This window comes from Pseudoalteromonas ulvae UL12 (genome assembly GCF_014925405.1).
Taxonomy (GTDB): domain Bacteria; phylum Pseudomonadota; class Gammaproteobacteria; order Enterobacterales; family Alteromonadaceae; genus Pseudoalteromonas; species Pseudoalteromonas ulvae.
On the sequence record NZ_AQHJ01000034.1, the window covers coordinates 67641 to 88872 of the forward strand.

The 21232-nt window shown below is 40.8% G+C and carries 18 protein-coding genes and 1 pseudogene; 7 read left to right on the forward strand and 12 right to left on the reverse strand.

The features are described 5' to 3' along the window. Positions 1-428: 428 nt before the first annotated feature. Positions 429-1295, forward strand: coding sequence for an RNA polymerase sigma factor RpoH (gene rpoH, locus PULV_RS17015; protein ID WP_086744316.1), 867 nt, complete (start codon positions 429-431; stop codon positions 1293-1295). Positions 1296-1384: 89 nt separating this feature from the next. Here the strand turns inward: rpoH and PULV_RS17020 are convergent, their stop codons facing one another. From PULV_RS17020 to gpmM, 4 genes are all read right to left on the reverse strand, one after another. Next, the gene (locus tag PULV_RS17020; protein ID WP_227009433.1) at positions 1385-2116 is read right to left on the reverse strand and encodes a divergent polysaccharide deacetylase family protein; all 732 of its coding nucleotides are present in this window, start codon (positions 2114-2116) and stop codon (positions 1385-1387) included. A gap of 150 nt (positions 2117-2266) precedes the next feature. After that, complete coding sequence (locus PULV_RS17025; protein WP_193332324.1) at positions 2267-3475, reverse strand: S41 family peptidase; 1209 nt, start codon at positions 3473-3475, stop codon at positions 2267-2269. Between the two features lie 43 nt (positions 3476-3518). Then, positions 3519-4655, reverse strand: coding sequence for a murein hydrolase activator EnvC family protein (locus PULV_RS17030; protein WP_193332325.1), 1137 nt, complete (start codon positions 4653-4655; stop codon positions 3519-3521). A 5-nt stretch (positions 4656-4660) separates the two neighbouring features. Further along, entirely contained in the window at positions 4661-6205 is a 1545-nt protein-coding gene (gene gpmM, locus PULV_RS17035; RefSeq protein ID WP_193332326.1) for a 2,3-bisphosphoglycerate-independent phosphoglycerate mutase, read from the reverse strand. Positions 6206-6532: 327 nt separating this feature from the next. Here gpmM and PULV_RS17040 point away from each other — a divergent pair, with 327 nt between their 5' ends. The 4 genes from PULV_RS17040 to gpsA are packed head-to-tail and all read left to right on the forward strand — an operon-like array spanning position 6533 to position 8751. After that, positions 6533-6964 (forward strand): rhodanese-like domain-containing protein, encoded by a 432-nt coding sequence (locus tag PULV_RS17040; RefSeq protein ID WP_193332327.1) that lies wholly within the window; start codon positions 6533-6535, stop codon positions 6962-6964. A gap of 3 nt (positions 6965-6967) precedes the next feature. Further along, positions 6968-7225 carry a glutaredoxin 3 gene (gene grxC, locus PULV_RS17045; protein WP_086744322.1) on the forward strand — a complete coding sequence of 86 codons (258 nt, stop codon included), beginning with the start codon at positions 6968-6970 and terminating at the stop codon, positions 7223-7225. 24 nt (positions 7226-7249) lie between these two features. After that, complete coding sequence (gene secB, locus PULV_RS17050; RefSeq protein ID WP_086744323.1) at positions 7250-7735, forward strand: protein-export chaperone SecB; 486 nt, start codon at positions 7250-7252, stop codon at positions 7733-7735. 5 nt (positions 7736-7740) lie between these two features. Next, the gene (gpsA, locus tag PULV_RS17055; RefSeq protein WP_086744324.1) at positions 7741-8751 is read left to right on the forward strand and encodes an NAD(P)H-dependent glycerol-3-phosphate dehydrogenase; all 1011 of its coding nucleotides are present in this window, start codon (positions 7741-7743) and stop codon (positions 8749-8751) included. Here the strand turns inward: gpsA and PULV_RS17060 are convergent. Continuing rightward, complete coding sequence (locus tag PULV_RS17060) at positions 8748-12554, reverse strand: EAL domain-containing protein (RefSeq protein ID WP_193332328.1); 3807 nt, start codon at positions 12552-12554, stop codon at positions 8748-8750. The two genes, gpsA and PULV_RS17060, sit on opposite strands and share 4 nt — an antisense overlap. Positions 12555-12680: 126 nt before the next feature. Continuing rightward, positions 12681-13145 (reverse strand): tRNA (uridine(34)/cytosine(34)/5-carboxymethylaminomethyluridine(34)-2'-O)-methyltransferase TrmL, encoded by a 465-nt coding sequence (gene trmL, locus PULV_RS17065; protein WP_086744326.1) that lies wholly within the window; start codon positions 13143-13145, stop codon positions 12681-12683. 105 nt (positions 13146-13250) lie between these two features. Between trmL and PULV_RS17070 the strand changes: the two genes are divergently transcribed. Continuing rightward, positions 13251-14147, forward strand: coding sequence for a cation diffusion facilitator family transporter (locus PULV_RS17070; protein ID WP_086744327.1), 897 nt, complete (start codon positions 13251-13253; stop codon positions 14145-14147). Here the strand turns inward: PULV_RS17070 and PULV_RS17075 are convergent. Genes PULV_RS17075 through PULV_RS17085 form a run of 3 tightly spaced genes read right to left on the reverse strand, consistent with a single transcriptional unit; the run spans position 14105 to position 17142 of the window. Further along, on the reverse strand, positions 14105-15064 hold the full coding sequence (locus tag PULV_RS17075) for an alpha/beta fold hydrolase (protein ID WP_193332329.1): 960 nt from the start codon (positions 15062-15064) through the stop codon (positions 14105-14107). The genes PULV_RS17070 and PULV_RS17075 overlap by 43 nt on opposite strands. Before the next feature lie 7 nt (positions 15065-15071). Continuing rightward, complete coding sequence (locus PULV_RS17080) at positions 15072-16457, reverse strand: ATP-binding protein (protein ID WP_086744329.1); 1386 nt, start codon at positions 16455-16457, stop codon at positions 15072-15074. 1 nt (position 16458) lies between these two features. After that, on the reverse strand, positions 16459-17142 hold the full coding sequence (locus tag PULV_RS17085) for a response regulator (protein ID WP_086744330.1): 684 nt from the start codon (positions 17140-17142) through the stop codon (positions 16459-16461). A gap of 144 nt (positions 17143-17286) precedes the next feature. On the opposite strand from PULV_RS17085, the gene PULV_RS17090 reads away from it, so the two are divergent. Then, positions 17287-17724: a Spy/CpxP family protein refolding chaperone gene (locus PULV_RS17090; protein WP_086744331.1), complete on the forward strand. Its 438-nt coding sequence runs from the start codon at positions 17287-17289 to the stop codon at positions 17722-17724. Between the two features lie 76 nt (positions 17725-17800). On the opposite strand, the gene yacG is transcribed toward PULV_RS17090, so the two are convergent. The 3 genes and pseudogenes from yacG to PULV_RS17105 all read right to left on the reverse strand — a co-directional run. Further along, positions 17801-18031, reverse strand: coding sequence for a DNA gyrase inhibitor YacG (gene yacG / locus PULV_RS17095; protein ID WP_086744332.1), 231 nt, complete (start codon positions 18029-18031; stop codon positions 17801-17803). An 88-nt stretch (positions 18032-18119) separates the two neighbouring features. Beyond that, positions 18120-19802 (reverse strand): type IV-A pilus assembly ATPase PilB, encoded by a 1683-nt coding sequence (gene pilB, locus PULV_RS17100; RefSeq protein WP_193332330.1) that lies wholly within the window; start codon positions 19800-19802, stop codon positions 18120-18122. Between the two features lie 319 nt (positions 19803-20121). After that, a pseudogene (locus PULV_RS17105) lies at positions 20122-20739 on the reverse strand (IS110 family RNA-guided transposase); the annotation flags it as partial. Between the last annotated feature and the right edge of the window lie 493 nt (positions 20740-21232).

Here is a 21232-nt window from a genome sequence, read left to right on the forward strand (position 1 = left end):
GAAAGACTTAAGGAGTGCTGAACTATACAGATATCATTGTTCAGCGCTGTTTTGATTTATTCTTAATAATTATCGACGACAACAGTGAATCAATATTTAAGTGCTTAATTTTTATATTTCACTAACACCTTGAAAAGCGATGGGATGCGAAATATGTAAGATATATTTACATTCTTCCTCTTGCACTTAGGAGAGATTTTGCTAAGTTAAGCATCTAGCGCAGTCAAGAGTGCGCAAATATTGAATTTTAAATTAGACATTTTTACGTAACAAATCCAAGCTATCGTTCTTCTTTTCTTCTTATTTAAAGTAGTACTCGATATTTTGAACTTTTCAAAAATCATCGAGTCTTAAAAAACGATATGAAATTAGCACTCTATTTAAAAGAGTGCTAATATTGCGAAAAGCATGGATCCTAGAGGTGAAATATGAGCAAAGATTTACAAGCAATGATGTTAACTGTGCCACAGCAAAGTGGCAGTATGGAGGGGTATCTTCAGGCTGTTAGCAGTATCGCGATGTTAAGTGCTGAACAAGAACAAGCACTGGCAGTAAAACTCCAGCAAGACGGTGACCTTGATGCTGCAAGACAGCTCATTATGTCACACCTTCGTTTTGTGGCGCACATTGCCAAAGGGTATTCAGGATACGGATTACCGCAAGCGGATTTAATCCAAGAAGGTAATATTGGCTTGATGAAGGCCGTAAAACGTTTTGACCCATCAGTAGGGGTGCGTTTAGTTTCGTTTGCAGTTCATTGGATAAAAGCAGAAATCCATGAGTATGTATTAAAAAATTGGCGCATTGTTAAAGTGGCGACCACTAAAGCGCAACGCAAATTATTCTTTAATTTAAGAAAGAATAAAAAGCGCCTTGGTTGGTTTAACCAAGATGAAATTGCCACTGTAGCAAATGAACTAGGTGTGACAGAAAAAGATGTTCGCGAAATGGAATCGCGAATGAGTAGTCAAGATATGGGCTTTGATTTAGGTAATGATGAAGATGATTCATCAAGTTCAACTCAATACTCTCCAGCCCAGTATTTAACAGACAATAGCGTGGATCTTGCTGAAAGTATTGAGCAAGAGCAGTGGGAAAACGCCACTCATAATCGTTTATTCTCAGCACTTAAAACTCTTGATGAGCGTTCGCAAGATATTGTTAGCACTCGTTGGTTAAGTGATGATAAAGCAACTTTACAAGATTTAGCGACAAAATATGATGTATCCGCTGAGCGTGTTAGACAGCTTGAAAAATCAGCAATGAAAAAGCTACAAAATCTAATGACCGCCTAAAACGCCTTATAGATATAAAAAAAGCCTCAATTTGAGGCTTTTTTTATATCTATTGCTTCTGAAAGTTAACTAGGTCTGTTTAGAGAAGGTTATTCGCTTGATGTTGTTTGTTCAGACAATGCAGCTAAACGAATATATTTTTTGTTTACTAAGCGAGATAAAGGTACAAGCTCAATTCCCTGATCTTTTAACGTAGGAATATGCTTATCTAAAAACGCTAAAGTTTCAGGGTAGGGGTGGGCTATCGCTATTGCATAATCATTCTTTTTAGCCAGCCGTATCAATTGATTGAGGCGAAATGTCATTTGTTTTTCGCTAGGGATATTATCAAGAAATACGTGACGACTAATATTATTGACTCCAAATAAGTTTGCCATATTTTGCGCTTGGCTTTTTTGTGTCGTCTTGCTGTCTAAAAAATATAAATTCCGCTCTTTTAAAATCTCCATAGTCCATGACATAGGTTTGATTTTTTGTGTGAGGTAGGAGCCCATGTGGTTATTGATGCCTTTGACTTGTGGTAAATCATCTAGAGCCTTTTCTAAGGTGTATTGCAGCTCGGCTTTGTTCATGTCTTGTGTAATTGCGCCAGGGCCTAGCTCTTTACCACTAATTGCTTGCATAGGCACATGTAAAAGAAGCTCTTTATTGGCGAGTTCAGCCTGTGTGGCAAACCTTTTTGCAAACGGAGTGTGAGGTAAAATGGAATAGGAAACTTCGCCAGGTAAGGTTATGGCTTGTAGGTCGCGAGCATGGTATCCAATATCGTCAATGACGATGGCCACTTGGCCAGCATAACTACTTGTCGAACAAAGTAGCATGCAAAAACTAATCATCCTGAATTTTAAGCGCACAAATAGATTCTTATTATGGTTATTGTTGCGCCTTAAACAAACAATTGATGTTTAGGCGCAATTTGTTATTTATTATGGTGTTTATGCAACTAAAAATTTACATTTTTAGTCTTGTACCTAGTATTTTCTTAGTATTTTTTGAGCTTGTTCTAATTGTACATCGCGAAATGCGGTAAGCAAGGGTTGATTACTAATTCCTTCACTCATTTTCCTCAAAATTTGCTCGTCTTCAGTTGGAATTTTAGCTTGTTCTATCGCGATATCAGGCGCAATACCGATCCCATCAATAGATTTACCTGAAGGCGTATAGTACTTCGCAGTGGTTAGTTTTAACGCGGTTTGCCCATCGCCAAGAGGAATTAAAGATTGCACTGAACCTTTTCCATAAGAGCGAGTACCAACAACGGTTGCTCTATGATTATCTTTTAATGCACCAGCTAAAATTTCAGCTGCAGACGCCGAGCCTTTATTTATTAATACCACAATAGGTGCGCCATTTAGGACATCGCCTTGTTTTGCATAATAAGCGTGGTTAGCATCATAAAAGCGCCCTTTTGTTGTAACAATGGTGCCTTGTTGTAAAAATAAATCAGAAATAGCCACTGCGCTGCTCAATACACCACCTGGGTTATCCCGAAGATCAATCAGTAAACCAGATAAATCTTGGCCATTTTCGTTGATTAAGCGAGCAATTAATCGGGCGACATCATGTAGGGTGTGATTGTTAAAGTTGCTGATCCGAATGGTGGCATACCCGAGTTCGCTTAATGAACCGGTAACACTTTCGATTGAAATTTTGTCTCGTTGAACGTTAAAAGTGAGTGCTTCAGTATGACCATTTCGAGCAATTGCTAGCTTAATCGTTGGAGATTTAGCTTTACTAATGAGTGAAGCGACTTGTTTTATCGGTTTGTTAATGACCGTTTGTTCATTAATTTGCAGTAGAATATCGCCTTTTTTAATTCCGGCCTGTGAAGCGGGGGAATTAGGCAGTGCAGCAACAATCATAATATGATCATCACGTTGCTCTACTTCAATTCCAAGCCCAGTATATTGACCATTGGCAACATTAAATAAATCTTCTAGTGCCTCAGGATCTAGGTAGGCAGAATGTGGGTCTAGCTGCTTGATGATTGAGTCGATGGCTGTTTGATTGAGCTTGCGATCATCTATTTTATCAACATAAAATGCTTGGATATGCTCTAAAATAGCAGACAGATCTGCATTGGCTTCATCTGCGTGGAGTGTTGGTACACTTAAAAAGCAGAAAAAAAGCGACAAAATAATGCTGTTAAAACGATTAACTAATGGGGATAAATTATTCATTGGCTCACTCCTGGGTCGAGTGTAGCCAACTAGTTCATGTTAGTTATCTACACCATTTATTAGGGTTTACCGCGCTTCCCTTATGCCGTATTTCGAAGTATAGACCAGGATCGCTTTGTCCACCGCTTTGACCGACTAATGCGATGACTTCACCTTGTGTAACTTGATCGCCTACTTCTTTTAAAATGGCTTGGTTATGGCCATAAAGACTCATAAAACCTTCGCCATGATCTATCACAACGACCCAGCCAAAGCCTTTTAACCAATCAGAAAAAACGACTTGTCCATGATGGATCGTCGTGACTGGCGCGCCTTCATTAGCCTTGATCACGACCCCTTTCCAGCGGAAACTACCATGTTTACGTTGACCGAATTTATGGGTTAAACGCCCTCGACTTGGCCAGTTAAGTTTACCTTTATCTGCAAGTAAGCCATCGAATCGGATAACTTCTTGTACTTGTTGCTGTAATTCTTGCAAAGTGTCACGCAACATTTGTTCATTTTGTTTGAGGTAATCAATTGCTGATTGAGTCGACGAAAGCTGATTTTTAAGTTGCTGTAAGCTAGTTTTTCGCTCATTTTGGGCTAACACGAGTGCATTTTGTTTTTGTTTTTGCTCAGCTAAAAGTACAACTAGTTGTGATTGAGTGGCTGCTAACTTATCTTGATTGGCCGCCAGTTCAATTAAAGTGGTTTTGAGTGAGTCAATTTGTTTAATTCGTGCATTATTTAAGTAGCTGTAATAGCTTAAAGTGCGCTCAAAGCTAGTGACCTCTTGCTGATTCAGTAAAAGCTTACTGTAATCATGACTGCCGGACATATAAGCACTTCGTAGCTGGGCAGCGAGGGCGTTTTGTTGCATCAGCTTAATGGTATTGAGTTCTTTAATGTTTTCTTCAAGGGCGAGTTGTTCGTTACGATTTAGCTCTGTTGCAAAATTTAACTCTTTGAGTGATTTGGCATTATGAGCGATTTCGAGTTCTGCTTGCTTTAAGTTTTTCTCTTGGGAGGTTATCTCAGAGCGCTGCTTTTTGAGACGTTCAGCACTGCTTTTAAGTTCTTTTTGAATTTGGTTTAAGTCTTGTTTTGTGCGATCTTCGTTACCATTGGCATAAGCCAATGGTAACGATAAAGAAAGGCATAAAAGGGGTAGCGTTATTGTTTTTATTAGATGACCCACCTTGGTTAGTTCACTTGCATTATGGTACTGCCAGTCATTTCCTCTGGTTGTTCCATCCCTAATAAATGAAGCATGGTCGGGGCAACGTCACTCAGTTTTTTAGCGTCAAGTGCTTTGGCTTCTCGGCCAAAATAGATAAATGGCACCGGTTCGCTAGTATGAGCGGTATGTGCTTGGCCTGTTTGTAGATTTTCCATTTGCTCCGCATTACCATGATCGGCAGTAATTAGCGCTTCACCCCCAGTTTCTTTTAGAGCTTCAATCACACGACCAATGCAGTGATCAACTGCTTCACAGGCTTTCACTGCTGCGCTGAACACGCCTGAATGGCCAACCATATCACCATTGGGGTAGTTGCATATAATGACATCATGTGCGCCGTTATGTATTGCCTCGACTAGTTTATCTGTGAGCATTTCAGAGTTCATTTCGGGCTGTAAATCATAAGTGGCTACTTGAGGTGATGGGATGAGCACGCGATCTTCGCCTTCAAATAATTCTTCACGGCCACCACTAAAAAAGAAAGTTACGTGGGCATATTTTTCAGTTTCTGAAATGCGTAGTTGCGTTTTATTGTGTTTCGCTAACCACTCACCTAAGACATTGGTTAATGCAACTGACGGAAATGCCGAGGGGGCTGGAATATCTTTAGCGTATTCAGTCATAGTCACAAACGCAGCCAATTGCGGAGTTACTTGTTTAGTGAACCCCGAAAAATCTGATTCAACAAACACTCGACTCATTTGACGCGCGCGATCCGCTCTAAAGTTTAAGAACACGATACTGTCACCATCATTAATCGTCGCACTTTCTTGGTTGTTACCTAGAATTGACGTGGCGGCGACAAACTCATCATTTTCATCACGTTGATAGGCTGCGTTTAAAGCGTCGGTTGCATTGGCATAATTGAATTCAGCTTTTGCTTGAGTCATTAGGTTGTAAGCTTTTTCAACTCGATCCCAACGGTTATCACGATCCATCGCATAATAACGACCAATCAACGACGCAATTCTACCGCAGTTTAGTTCGTTAAACTTGGCATCAACCAAGTCAATTGAGGCTTGTGCACTGCGAGGCGGTGTATCTCGGCCATCTAAGAAGGCGTGTAAATATACTTCTTTTGCACCTCGTTGCGCGGCCAGTTCGATGCTGGCAATGATATGGTCAATATGGCTGTGTACACCACCTGGGCTTAACAATCCCATTAAATGAACCGCTTTGTTATTGGCAACAGCTTGATCAATGGCATTCACAATAGTGGCATTGTTAAAAAAGTCACCGTCTTCGATTGATTTAGTGATGCGAGTAAAATCTTGGTAAACAATCCGACCAGCGCCTAAGTTAACATGACCGACCTCTGAGTTGCCCATTTGACCATTGGGTAAGCCGACATCAAGACCTGAACCTGAAATAAGAGTGCTCGGGCACTGTTGCCATAATTGATCCATGACAGGTGTATTGGCAGCTAAAATAGCATTACTTTGCGGGTCTTCGCGGTAGCCCCAGCCATCAAGGATAATTAGTACCAGAGGTTTCTTTTTCAGTGTCATTTGAGCTCCTGAGATCGTGAAATATTGTTAAAAATACGCAGTAGCGCAAGCATACCGCTTTTTGTTTTTATTATCAGCAAAGAAACCAGCATATTAATATAATTCACCTTAAATTAACTTGGCTGTTGATAAATCGTGGGTTAGCGAGAGGTAAGATAAAAAGCTATCTAAAAATTAAGCGGGGCTTACAGGGTCAACACGCATTTTTACGTGCATGTTTGTGTTAAGTTAAGGCGGGCTGTGAATGAGATAATTAGCCTAGTATCTTACTTTTAAGCGTGTATACTTACGCCGTTTGTTTAATTAACTGTAAAAATTGGAATGTGAATGGAGCAATATATAGAGTTTATCGGAAATCATCCGATTTTAAGCTTAATTTGGCTTGGTTTAGTGATGGCGATTATTTTAGGCTGGTTTAAAGCTAAGTTTTCTGCGATTAAGCACATCAATCCGCAACAACTGACATTACTTGTGAATCGCGAAAATGGTGCTGTGGTAGATATCCGTGCTTTAAAAGAGTTCAATACTGGTCATATTGCAGGCTCAGTGCACTTATCAGCGGAAAAAGCAAAAGAAAAAGAGTTTTCTGCGGTTGAAAAGCTAAAAAGTGCGCCCATTATAGTTGTATGTAACACAGGTATGACCGCATCTAGTGTAGCCGATAACTTAAATAAAGCTGGCTATGAGCAAGTTTATATTTTATCTGGCGGTATTGGAGCATGGCAAAATGCTGGTTTACCAATGACATCGGGACGTTAGACTATGAGTAACAAAGTAGTTGTTTATACAAAAGATTATTGCCCTTATTGTGTTCGTGCAAAAGCATTGTTAACCAGTAAAGGCGTCGAATTCGTAGAGTATGATATTGGCAAGCAGCCTGAACTTCGCGATGAAATGATCGAAAAAGCGAACGGTAGTTATACTGTGCCGCAAATTTTTATCGGTGCTCAGCATATTGGCGGATGTGATGATATGATGGCACTCGAAGCGCAAGGTAAATTGGATACTTTGCTTCAATAATTAATAAATTCAATAGGAAGTAACATGGCAGAACATGATCAAAACGCAGCTCAAGAACAGGCTGGTCCTCAATTTGCAATTCAACGTATTTATACAAAAGATATTTCGTTTGAAACGCCTAATTCACCTGCGATTTTTCAAAAAGAATGGACGCCAGAAGTAAAATTAGACTTAGATACGCGTTCAGCTAAGTTAGATGAAGGTGTATTTGAAGTTGTACTAGCACTGACTGTGACTGCAACGATTGGTGAAGAAACGGCATTTTTATGTGAAGTACAGCAAGCAGGTATTTTCACAATTAGTGATGTAGAAGAAGGTCAATTGGCGCATATGCTTGGTGCATTCTGCCCAAATACGCTATTCCCATATGCACGTGAAACAGTTTCAAACTTAGTGAATCGTGGTACTTTCCCACAATTAAACTTAGCACCTGTAAACTTTGATGCTTTATTTGGCCAGTACGTTCAGCAACGTGCAGCTCAAGCAGAGCAGGCGCAAGCAGACGCATAAATATTATGACAACAGCTAATTTTGCTGTTTCAGTCTTAGGGGCGGGCTCATACGGGACCGCCCTTGCTATTTGTCTAGCACGAAATAGCCATAACATAGCGTTATGGGGACGAGACTCAGCTCACATCGAAACACTTGCAAAAGAACGTAGCAATGAGCGTTATTTACCAGGTGCTGCTTTTCCAGATACTTTACACTTAGAAGCCGATCTTGCCAAAGTCGTGTCGCACACACAAACTGTATTGGTGGTTGTGCCAAGCCATGCATTTGCGCAAACCTTAACGAATATTAAACCTTATCTACAACCCGGCGCGAAAGTCGCTTGGGCAACTAAGGGTCTTGAGCCGAATACGGGTCGCTTACTGCAAGATGTTGCTCGTGATATTTTGGGTGAGGATATTTCGTTAGCTGTGGTGTCAGGTCCTACGTTTGCTAAAGAAATGGCAATGGGTTTGCCGACAGCGATTTCAGTCTCATCTGCTGATGGGCAATTAGTGAAACAACTTTCTGATTACCTCCATTGTGGCCGCTCATTTAGAGTGTACAGCAATGATGATTTCATTGGTGTGCAATTAGGTGGCGCCGTGAAAAATGTGATTGCTATTGGTGCTGGTATTTCTGATGGTTTTGGATTTGGAGCAAATGCTCGAACGGCATTGATTACCCGAGGCTTGGCTGAAATGTGCCGACTTGGGTGCGCGATGGGCGCCAAACCCGATACATTTATGGGCATGGCCGGTTTGGGTGATTTGATTTTAACCTGCACTGATAATCAGTCTCGCAATCGTCGTTTTGGCTTAGCACTGGGCCAAGGATCTGATGTAGAGTCAGCTCAAACATCGATTGGTCAAGTTGTAGAAGGTTATCGTAATACCAAGGAAGTGTATTTGTTAGCAAAACGTGTTGGTGTTGAAATGCCCATCACAGAACAAATTTACCAAGTTTTGTATGAAGGTAAAAATGTTAAAGAAGCTGCGATGTCACTGCTAGGTAGAGAGAAAAAGGCTGAAAGTTAACCAGCCTTTTTTTTATTATTTTTTAATGGCTTGTCTATTTTTAAATCCGCTAAATTGGCAACCGAGACTGGTGGGCTGAAATAATAGCCTTGTACAACATTACACCCCATCACATGCAGTAAATAAGATTGATCATACGTTTCGACACCCTCTGCAACCACTTTAATATCGAGATACTTGGCTAATCGGATAATAGTTGCAGTGATGTTTCTATCTCGTTCATTTTCAACCATATCGACAATAAAGGAACGGTCAATCTTTAACGTATCAATTGGAAATTGCTTTAAGTAGCTCAACGAAGAATGGCCAGTCCCAAAATCATCAAGTGCGATAGAAAAACCAAGCGATTTAAGTTTTTCCATTTGTTTTATCGCAAAATCAGGATCTTGCATCATGGCGCTTTCGGTAATTTCAAGTTCCAAGTGTCGGCCACTGATGTTGTAAATCGTCAATAAGTGGGTTAAATCTTCGATTAAACTGGCTTGTTGGAAATGACCGGCTGAAATATTTACAGCGACCCTACCGACTAACTCTCCTTGTTCATACCATGTTTTAACTTGCATACACGCTTGTTTTAACAGGCTTTTGGTCAGCGCGATAATGGTGCCATTTTTTTCAGCGATCGGGATAAAGTCATTGGGTCCGACAACTGTTCCATCGGGCTGAGGCCAGCGAGCAAGGGCTTCAAAGCCAACAATTTTATTTTTGATGGTGTTAAATTTGGGTTGGTAATAAAAAATAAACTCTTCATTTTCGATAGCATGGAATAAAGCGCTTTCTTTGGAAAGGCTGTGTGGGCTCGAGCTTTGCAGTTTTTTATCGTAAAACTGGAAGTTATTTTTACCGTGGTGCTTAGCGTAATTTAATGCGCTGTCAGCGCTGCGCATTAAGCTTTCGCAATTGACGCCATTTTCTGGAAATAAGGCAATGCCAATACTTGCAGAGACAGTCACTTCGATTTCGTTTAAATTAAAATTGTTTATTTTACTAAGAATTTTTTGTGCTTGTCGCTTTAGGTAAAAAATACTCATGTTGTTATATAAATATGGGGGGATCAGAATAGCGAACTCATCACCACCAAGCCTTGATAAAATACAGCCTTTATCGAGTAACTTATTGATACGCTTACTGACTAAATTGAGCAGCACATCACCTTGGCTGTGCCCGAGAGATTCATTAATTTTGTGAAAATTATCGAGATCTAAAAATAATAAAGCAAAAGATGGAAACGCTTCGCGGCTATCAACAATAGCTTTGTTAAGGTGCTCTATAAATAATGTCCGATTAGCAAGTCCGGTTATGGGGTCGCGGGTAGCTAATAGCTGTAATTCTTTTTCATGGCGTTTACGTGTGGTGATATCGTTGAACATTCCGATATACAAGGTTTTGTTTTTCAGTTCAAAGATCGATTTTTGTTTAATCTCTGTAATGGTTAAGTCCAAATAATATTCTTCGGCATTTTTACGGGAACTCCAAATTTGCCCAGACCAAAAACTATTCTCTTTTAGTTCTTTATATATCAGTTGCTCAAGTTGTATATTGCGACCGTTACTGGTGTAGATTTTGGTTTTTTTACCTAGGATGTCATGCTTTTGATAACCAGTAGTTTGAGTAAATACTTTGTTGACTTCAATAATCTCGAAATCTTGATTTGCAATCCATACCGACTCTTTTGTTTGTCTTAATAAAGAAGCGGTCAAACTATTGCCATGAAGGCCAGAGCGTTTAGCCTTGAGGAAGACAAAAGTGAGTCCAATAACGGCAATAACAATAGCTAATAAATCAATTAAAGCGAATAAATTACTCCCGTGACTCACTAAGGTGAGTTGAGTTCTTTGTAATTTGGGCTCTCCGTTATTTTCTATTTCCAACACATGCGTCCCAGAAGGCAACGACATAATATTTAAACTCGCTTGGTTTGGGCTCATGGTCTGCCATTCTTGATTGGGAAGCATGCGATATTTAAATTGAAAGTAATCAAGTCCTGAAGGATTGAAGGAAGCTAAATTGAGTTGCACGTTGCTAACTGGGCTTGGAAGATGAATAGTGTCGCTAGGAAAAAGCAAAGATTGCTGAATTTTATGTGTAAACACCACTTCAGAAATACGAAGCTGACTCACATCTTGGTAGTGAGTGGTGGGTGTTAAGGTAATAAACTGGTTATTTTTTTGAGCCAACACGCCATTGCCTACTTTTAACAGATCCAGAGGTGAATCAGAAAGCACGGTGTTATTTACAAACTCTACTTCGTGAGTGCTTAAATTGTAAAATTTGGCTACATCATTGTGATGCAGCCAATAATGTGTGTCATTGAGTGTGGTTATTTTTCGCGTATCGCCAGCAAGCAGTAATTCGAATGTGAAGCGGTTGTTCAGTTCATGACTTACTTGCCAAAACCCTTCTTTCGAGGCGATGTAAATTTTGTTTTTGGTAGTATTGTAAGCGAGGTCATAAATCTCAGTTATTTGATTGGGCAATAAAGCGAGCAGCCGAGCTTGGTTATCATTGAGTGCATAGAGGTGTTTATTGGTGGTAAAAATAAACTGTTGATCGACATAATTTGACACTGCATTGATATGACTAAATTCAAGGTGTGTGCTTTTTTGTAATGTTTCCAGATCTAAAGAGTATATTGAGTGGTGGTTTGCCAAAATAAGCGACTCACCATTAACGGCCAGTTTATGGATGTCACGTGCGATAGAGAGTTTTGTTGGAGCTTCATGTGTCGTTTGGTATTTATATACGCCGTCTTTATTACTATAAATCCAGCTATTTTCTTGATATTGAATAATATCTTTTAATGCAAAACTCTCCCCGTTGAGAATATCTTTTTGCTGCAGTTGAGTCAGTGGGTATATCGGTGAGATCGTTGCCACTTCTTTATCGATAATCAGAGGTAAAAACTGTGTTTGCCAAACACCTGATGTATCTTGCAACCATAACTGTTTATTTGTATCTATGTAGCTATTGGTAATCGAGTTTATTTGGTCAAGGGGGATTGTTTTAGTCTGATCCGTGACGCTATCGTGTAAATACGCTTGATGCTTACCTACCGCATAGAAATAGCCATTATCTCGATGTTTGATACTGGTAAGCACCAATGATGATAAAGGCTGGTATTTTTCTAATTGAGTAGCTTGAAGCTGAAATAATGTGTGTGATGAGTCTATTACCCACACTCGGCCCTGTTTATCAGCGGATATTTCTTTAATACCGGGTAAGTGGGTGAGGATAGTGATGACTTTTTCTGAAGCAAGTCTGACTTTTATCAGTTGGTTATCTGTATTGTAAACCCAAAGATGGCCATTCGGTAATAGAGCAAATTGGCTAATAGCCCCTAAGTTTAAATTAGTAAGAGGAAAGTAAAGCTGCCCCTCATGATAGCGATGCAAACGACCTTGACTTAAAAACCAAATAGAATGAGGGTCTTGAACAAAAACATGGCTCACAGGGCCCAAAAAGAGTACTTGGCTAGTTTGGTTGTCAATATTGATTTGTTCTAACCCTTTATCACTGCTTAACCAAATATGCTTTTGAGTAGAGGATATTTCGCGAAAAGACTGGCCTATCAAGCCTGGCACTTCAAGCGAGGTAATAGGACGAGTATTGATACCATCAAACCGGAACAAGCCGCTATCAGTGGCTAACCAAAAATCACCTCTAGGGTCTTGATTGATCGCCAAAATATGACGTCCATGTATGGCTTGATTATCTATGGTGAGTACTTGCAAAGAAGCGAAAAGTTGAAAGCTGCAAATCAGTGCAGAGCAAAATATGGCAATAAAAAAAGTAATCCGTTTCATCGTCACTCGCCTAAAATCCATTTGTATTTTAGTTTAGTTGACTTTATGAGCAATGAACGAGAAAGAGCGAATATTTATGAAAGGTACAGAGCTGTAGAGCCAAGGCTCTACAGCGAGTGAGAGGAATTAAACCGAACCGGCAAAATCAAGCTGGCGCCAAGATTCATAAATAAAGACAGCTACGGCGTTTGATAAATTCATGCTGCGGCTATTTGGCTGCATCGGAATACGAAGGCGTTGCTCATTGGGGAGTGACTCAATAATGTCCATGGGAAGGCCGCGAGTTTCTGGGCCAAATAATAAACAATCACCTGCTTTAAATTGCGCTTTATGAAATGGCCCAGAGCCTTTAGTCGTACAAGCATAAACGGTGCTTGGCTGTTCGGTGGCGAGGTAGCTCTCTAAGTTTGGATGGCGTTTTACATGACTAAATTCATGGTAGTCAAGCCCTGCACGGCGCACCCGTTTGTCATCCCATTCAAACCCTAATGGTTCAATTAAATGCAGCGAATAACCAGTATTGGCACATAACCGAATGATATTGCCAGTATTCGGGGGAATTTCAGGTTGATAAAGTACGATATCGAGCATAAACACCTCTAGAAAAATTGCTGGCTTATACTAACAAAAAGTAGCCGGGACGCGTATTAAAAATGATAATATCTCAATGGTTAATCAAATAACTAGGCACAGTCGATGAAAGAAAGAGATTATGGTTTTTGGGTCAAGTTAGCCAGTTGGGTCACTATGGCGATGGTCAGCATGATGATCTTAACAAAAATGTGGGCATGGTTGACGACAGGCTCTGCAGCCATGCTTGGCTCATTAACTGATTCCTTGATGGATATTACCGCCACAATGATGAGCTTTTTTGTTTTGCGTTATGCGCTTAGGCCAGCAGATGACGACCATCGCTTTGGTCATGGTAAAGCTGAATCGTTAGCTGGGCTGGGGCAGGCGGCATTTATTGCTGGTTCTGGCTGTTTATTGGCATTTCATGGCATTGAACGTATTTATAACCCGACAACGGTTTCGCATACCAGTTTAGGGATAGGGGTGAGTATTTTTGCCATTATTTGCACATTGATTATTGTCTCAGTGCAACATCAGGTAATTAAGCGCACCGAATCAATCGCCATAAAAGCAGACTCAATCCATTACAAAGGGGATTTAATCCTCAATGCTAGTGTCATTCTAGCTATGGCTTTGTCTAGTTATGGCTGGGTGCAAGCTGATGGTGTTTTTGCGATTCTTGTTGCGGGCTATTTATTGTTTAATGCTTGGCAAGTGGCGTTAGAAAGTGCCGACCATTTAATGGATAAAGAGCTACCAGATGAGGAAAAAGAGCAAATCCTACATTGGGTGAATAGTCATGAATCAGTGCATGGCGCTCATGATATTCGTACTCGCCAAGCAGGGCAGACAAAATTTATCCAATTACATATAGAGTTAGATGATCACCTTACGCTGATGCGTGCTCATCAAGTTTCAGATGAAGTGGTCGCCATTATTAAAGACAACATGGATGGGCATGTTGATATTTTAATACATCAAGATCCACTGTCAGTGGTTCGAGCTGCTAAAAAGTCATAAATATGTGACATAACAGGGCGACGAACTTTATCTTGCTCACACAGCAGTTCATGCTTTGCGGCTTCAAAGCACACTAAAGTAGTGTGTGTTTGTCGAGCGACCCACAAATTTTGAGCTTGATTATCAACAATTTCATCATCAGCTGCTTGAAGAAGGAGTACCTGAAGATCTAGTGTCGTGTTGGCTATTTTTTGGGTGGCAACAAAGGCGGCCTTTAACCAAGCAATGGTGACACCACCGAGCTGTAATTCTGGTACGGTGTGATACAGGGCTCGAAAATGTTGGTAACGCACTTCACTGCCCGTCAGTTGGTTTTGATCAAACGGTTTAGGATTGTAATTACTTTGCCCTGGTAAATAGGCTGTTTTTAAGCCTAGCGCGAACAAGGCGTTTACTAATCCCTCAGCTAGCCATTGAGGGGGGGTACCTAAGTGAATACCGAACATCGGCGCGCAAAATACAGCTCTTTGGAATGCTTGCGCGTTCGTTTTTAAATAAAGGGCCGCAATCGCACAGCCCATTGAGTGGGCAAGCATTACTTTTGGGCCTGACCAATGAGGATTAACCACCTTCTCGATAAAGTACGCAAAGGCATCGACATACACTGCAAAGTCTTCAATAAACCCTTTGTGCGAGTTGTTTAACTGGCGACTTGATAAGCCTTGCCCTGGGTGATCAACAATAAAAACAGCGTAGTTATTATTGTATAACTCCCAAATTAACTCTTTATATTTAAGAAAACTCTCAATACGGCCGCTGGAAATAACCACGGCTTGTGTCGCATTAGGCGCAAGCACATAGGCATACGCAAGCTCTATCTCAGAAAATGAAAGGGAGTCTGCAGTGACCTTTTGTTGCCAAAAAGCCTCAATAATGGCTTGATTGTCACCTAATTGAGATTCGTCAGAGTAAAACATAGTCATTCTAATTGAGTGTAAGTGGTAAGGTCACTGTGACACATAATCCACCACCTTGTTGATTAAATAAAGATATTTGACCTTGATGCGCCTCAATCGCGTGTTTGCTAATCGCTAAACCTAGCCCTGTACCACCAGAGTTGCGATCTCTGGCTTGTGACACTCGAAAAAAAGGCTCAAAAATTTGGGTTAAATATTCTTCGGGCACACCGGGGCCATCATCACATACAGTGATCATTAGTTCTTGCTCACTGTGCTTGAGCTCAACCGAAACATGGTGCTGTGCATATTTGATGGCATTACGCAGGATATTTTCAAACGCACTGGCGAGGGCTTTGGCATCGAAACTAAATTGCGCATTTTGTTGGCCGTGAAGCGTGAGTGTTTTGTTATGTTGTTTTGCCTCAAATTGCGCATCAGAAACCACTTTGTCAATTACCTGATTAAAGCCTTGTGTTTCTTTTATAAGTACCTGACTTTGCGCCTCTAGGCGTGACACAGTTAACACATCAGCAATCATTTTATCGAGGTTTTCGGCTTCTTGTTCAATGCGCCTAATATAGGGGTTGTGCTGATTATCGTGCTGCATTTGGGCAAGCCCCGCCGCCATTTGCAAGCGTGTTAAAGGCGAGCGCAGCTCATGAGAAATGTCAGCGAGTAAGCGCTTTTGGCTAGTGACTAATAATTCAATTTTTTCTGCCATTTGATTGAATTCATTAGTCAGCTGGCCAAGTTCATCTCGTGAAGCTGTGCCATTATTGACACGTGTTTTGAGTTGCCCGTTAGCTAGTTCACTCGAGGCTTTTTTTAAGGCGTTAATAGGACTCATCAGCGCCTTACTAAAGAGTAAGCTCAAACTTAAACTAGCGCCTAATGCTATCAGCCATTTTAGCCAAGCGGGCATCAACTTTAATTTAAAAATGAGGTGAGGGTTAGTATCAGGCTGAATTTCATAGAGTAAATAGCTTTGCTGCTCAATGTTGATTTGAATAGGCCCAAATGCATGATAAGTTGGAGTAAAAATGATTTGTGGTGCTAAGTCTTTGGTGTAACTAATTAGGCTAATATCGATTTCGTTATCAAGCGCCTGATTAAAGTAACTCTCATTTTTTTGTTCATCGACAACATAAACTAAACGATGTTTAGTCATACGAGGATGGTTAACAATCTCTTTGACATCCCGTTGTGATTTCTTGCTCGCTCGTTCAATGCTTTTTCCTAGCATGGCGAGATTTTTTTCCATGGGGCCTTTTAGCGGTTCGTTGATTACATTGTCTGTGGTGACATTACTCAAAAAAATCGCGAGGCCGATCGTGGCTAATATAGTGAACCAAAACCAACTAAAAATTTTGAAGAATAAATAGCGACGCGGATCTAATTGCGCAAGGTTCATACTAAGCTCCCGATACCAAAATATAGCCAGAGCCTCGGATGGTTTTAATTCGCTCAGGCTCAATATGTTCAGCTATTTTTTTGCGAATATTACTGACATGCATATCAATTGAGCGATCAAAAGCCGCTAAACGTCGTCCAAGAACTTGCTCGCTTATTTGCTCTTTGCTGACAATATCGCCGGCATGTTTAAGTAGTAAATTTAAAATTTCATACTCAGTGCCAGTAAGCAATAAAGTGTGCCCAGCTGCGAGTACTTCACGGCTATGGGGTTTAACTTCGATATCGTGCCAATTGAGCGGCTGGCTTTTGTTGCTGGCTAGAATATGTTCGATACGACGCGTGATTGCTTTGACGCGAGCAAGAAGTTCACGATGGTTAAAAGGCTTAGCTAAGTAATCGTCTGCGCCAAGCTCTAAACCAAAGATGCGATCAAAGTCTTCACCGCGAGCCGTGAGCATAATCACAGGAGTGAGTTTGTGTTGACGTAAGGTTTTGAGTACTTCAAACCCCTCTATTTTTGGTAACATCACATCAAGAAGTATGAGTGGGTAGTCATGGGCGAGTGCTTCGTTAAGGCCTGCTTCACCATCATTTTTGATGACGAGTTCAAACCCTTGAGCGCCTAAATACTCATTAAGTAGTTCACATAAAGCGATATCATCGTCAATTAACAGCAGTTTCATAGCGCACTCATCTTAGCATTCGTAAATTCATTTTAACTATTTATCTATTGATTTGGCACTCTTTACATAACCTTTACGTTCCTTTGCGTTGCTTTTCATTGCAGTTGTTAAAGTTAACTCAACCAATAAAAGGAGAGTGTTAGTATGAAATTATCACAATTAGTGCTTATTGCAGGCTTAGGTACTGCAGCTTTGTTTTCTTCAGCTAGTTTTGCAAAACCAGATCATAACTTATATCGATTCTTACAATCTGAGCGAGCGGCGGCCAAGCTTGAATTGACCAGCAGCCAACAAGAGCAGATTGCTGCAATCCGTACACTGAGTAAAGCTGAGTTGGATCCACTTAAAGAGGCGATGAAAGGCAATCGAACTGCAATTAAGTCCATTGTTCAAGCCGAACAATTTGATGAAGGAGCATTTCGAAGCGCGATGCAAGGTAATCAGTCTGAAATGCTAGAGATTGCAGTGATTAAGGCGCGTTACAATAATCAGCTATGGAATGTGTTAACAACCGAGCAGCAAGAAAAGCTCAGTAAAATGGCCAAACGTAAACATAAAAAAATGAAAAAACAGCAAGATTAATTCCCGCTAATTAAAAAAGCACTGTTAGTTACCTAGCAGTGCTTTTTTTATATGTGTAGCTTGGGTGTGACAGTGTTTATTTAAAAAAATCTTGCTCAGCTTTGGCGAGCATTTCTTCAATGTCTTCAATCATATCAGGTGTGACTTTTTGATCGTTTCCACTTTGGCTACTAATTTTATGATTTTCCATTGACCATTCACCTAAGTCTATTAGTTGGCATTGCTTGCAGCAAAAAGGGCGATATGGGGATTGCTCACCCCAAACGACATCTTTATTGCAGTTAGGGCAGTTGACGATAGTGCTCATAATCGACTCTCGAAACAAAATAATGGCAAAGTCTACCCTTTGCTTGGTTTGATGCAAAGGTCTTTACGGTTTTTATCGAGTGCTGAGTTTAAAAGCTGGTCACACGATTGATCTCGGCAAGGCTTGTGACACCTTTTGCTGCTTTTCTTAACCCAGATAAACGTAAGTTGTTAAAGCCAAGCTCTTTTGATTTTTCAGCTATTTCGAGCGAGTTTCCACCGCGCATAATAATTTGTGCAATTTCGGGGGTAATTTGCATCACTTCATAAATACCTACACGCCCTTTGTAGCCTTCTGTACATAGCTCACAACCGACTGCTTTGAATAAGGTCAGTTCTTTACTTTGTTTTTCATCAAAACCTTGGCGGATGAGTTCTTCGTAAGGGAGTTCTTCAGGTTGTTTGCAGTTACTACATAAGCGTCGCGCAAGACGCTGGGCAATAATTAATGTCACTGAGCTGGCGACATTGTAAGCGGGAACGCCCATGTTGAGTAGACGAGTTAGTGTTTCTGGGGCTGAGTTGGTATGCAAAGTCGATAACACTAAGTGACCGGTTTGTGCCGCTTTTATGGAAATTTCGGCGGTTTCTAGGTCTCGTATTTCCCCAACCATCACCACATCGGGATCTTGGCGTAAAAATGCGCGCAGGGCATTGGCAAAAGTCATATCAGCACGAGCATTTATTTGTACTTGGTTAATGCCCGCTAAGTTGATTTCGACCGGATCTTCGGCGGTCGAAATATTGCGCTCGGGTTTATTAAGAATATTTAACCCCGTATACAGTGAGACAGTCTTACCTGAACCAGTTGGGCCGGTAACTAAAATCATGCCTTGTGGCTGTGCGAGTGCATTGAGGTAGAGCTCTTTTTGTTCTGCTTCGTAACCGAGTACATCAATCCCAAGCATGGCACTCGAGGAGTCTAAAATCCGCATTACGATTTTTTCGCCCCAAAGGGTAGGAAGGGTCGAGACCCGAAAATCGATGCTTTTTTTCTTGGTAATTTTCAGTTTGATCCGCCCATCTTGCGGTTTGCGTTTTTCGGCAATATCGAGGCGAGACATGACTTTCACACGGGCTGAAATTCGGTTGGCCAGCGCTTGAGGAGGAGTCGCGACTTCATGCAAAATTCCATCGATGCGAAAGCGTATTCGATAAGTAAACTCGTAAGGTTCAAAGTGTAAATCGGATGCGCCTTTACGTATCGCATCCATTAATATTTTATTGATATAGACGATAATTGGGGCATCTTCTTTATCGTCAATGTTGTCATCTTCTTTGTTTTCGCTGCTGGTATCAACTTCGAGATCGCTCAACTCTTTAAATTCATCGTCGCTTAAATCAAGCCCTGTGGAGGAGTCGAACAGTTGTTCGATTTTTTTTTCAAGTTCGGCAAAGTCGACCACTATCGCTTCGGTTTGTAGGCCGGTATTAAATTCAAAATTCTCAAAGGCATCAAAGTCAGTCGGATCAGAGGTGGCTAAATAAAGTGTGCGTTTTTTTTGACCCAGCGGAATAATATGGTGCTTTCGAATAAGCGACTCATTGATTAACTCACTTGGAATATTACTGACATCAAAGCAGGCTAAATCAAAAAAGGGCACGTTGAATAGCTCACTGCACTTGGCGGCAAAGGACTTGGATGTGAAATCAGTGCTGCTGGTAATAAGATCAATGACAGAGGTACTGCTTGCACCTCGGGCAGTGATATCCTCTGGGGTGAGGTAACCAAGGCTAATACATTTACGAATAAGCGGAGAGTTTACATTCATATCGCGGGACCCAAACTATTGATTAGTTAAGTGTTACCGAGAACGCCAAGAATGCAAGTGTAGTGAATTGTTTAAAAGTTAGGTGGAGGGGTTGGCTAAAGTTAGGGGCTTATATGGACTCCCCGTTAATGTCAAAAAGAAAAAGTTTAAAATAAGTTAGATGCTCGCTTATATACAGGCTCAAATTGAGGTGCTACCTCTGGCCTCTGATGTTTTCGCACCTTCATGACTTTTCTGTTGAGCAGTTTTATAAACTTCAGCCCCTAACAGTCTCTTGAAGGTCGGTCTTACCTATTTTAATACGCTCTTTTTGACAAATCTAAGCCACAAGTAATTGTGGCTGATACTCTGCATCATGCTTTAGCAACGCAAAAGCAGTTCTTACTGTTTTATTCGCCAACGCTATCGCGGCTATTTTTTTACCTCGACGAACGGTTAATTCTCTTAACCAGATATCTTTTTGGCTACGGCTTTCTCTTTTTTCTAGTTGGCAAACAACAGCTAATGCACCTTTATACAAAGCGCTGCGCAGCTTCTTGTTTCCTATCACTTTCGATATTGAGCCTATTTTCTCCTTACCACCACTACTATGTTGTACTGGCGTTAAGCCTAAACAGGCAGCAGCTTCCCGACCATTTTTGAAATGTGTGGTGTTACCTAAAGCTATTTTCATTAAAATAGCACAGACGGGACCCACACCTTCTAATGCTTGTAAACGAGTGCAGATTGGGTCTTGTTTAACGATTTCTCGTAACTTTTCTTCAATCAGTTTAACTTCTTCTATTGTTCCAATAAAACGCCTAAAAGTCAGTTGTATTGAAAAGCGAAAGCGATGTGTTAAATCATTTTCTGCATCTTCAAGTATCTCAGGAATGGCTTGTATTAACTGAGCATCACCTTGAGCAATAGCATGCCCCAATTCAAGTAATAAAGCGCGGAGCTGACTTTTTGCTTAACTAATAAATCCCGCATGCATTCTATTCCTTGTAGACACTGCTCTTGCACTGAAAGTAAACGACTTTCTTTTATATGAGACTGGCGAGCCGCAACACTTATTACGCTACTCCCGAGGGAGGTGGGAGTCCATACATCTGTTGATCTTTCTTGATGATTTTTGCAGCGAATTGTTGGGTATTTATACAAGGTAGTGCTTTTGTGGTGTAGCGAGCTACACGAAAAAGCGATAACGCAGTAGAAAGACCCAACAAACGCTGCCCGAAGGGTTCGGCTAAAAGCGTATTTCTCTTTGTTGAGCAGTATTTGCTTAGAATGACTAGGCTACACACTGCTCGCCGTGATAAAAACGCTTTTATATCGAACAAAATTTAACCACGAAAGAACAACAGCCCCTAGACTCGCAAAAATATTGAAATAACACGGTTAAATTTACATTAATTGAAAGCGAGTAACATTAACAGGCGAGCCCTGCA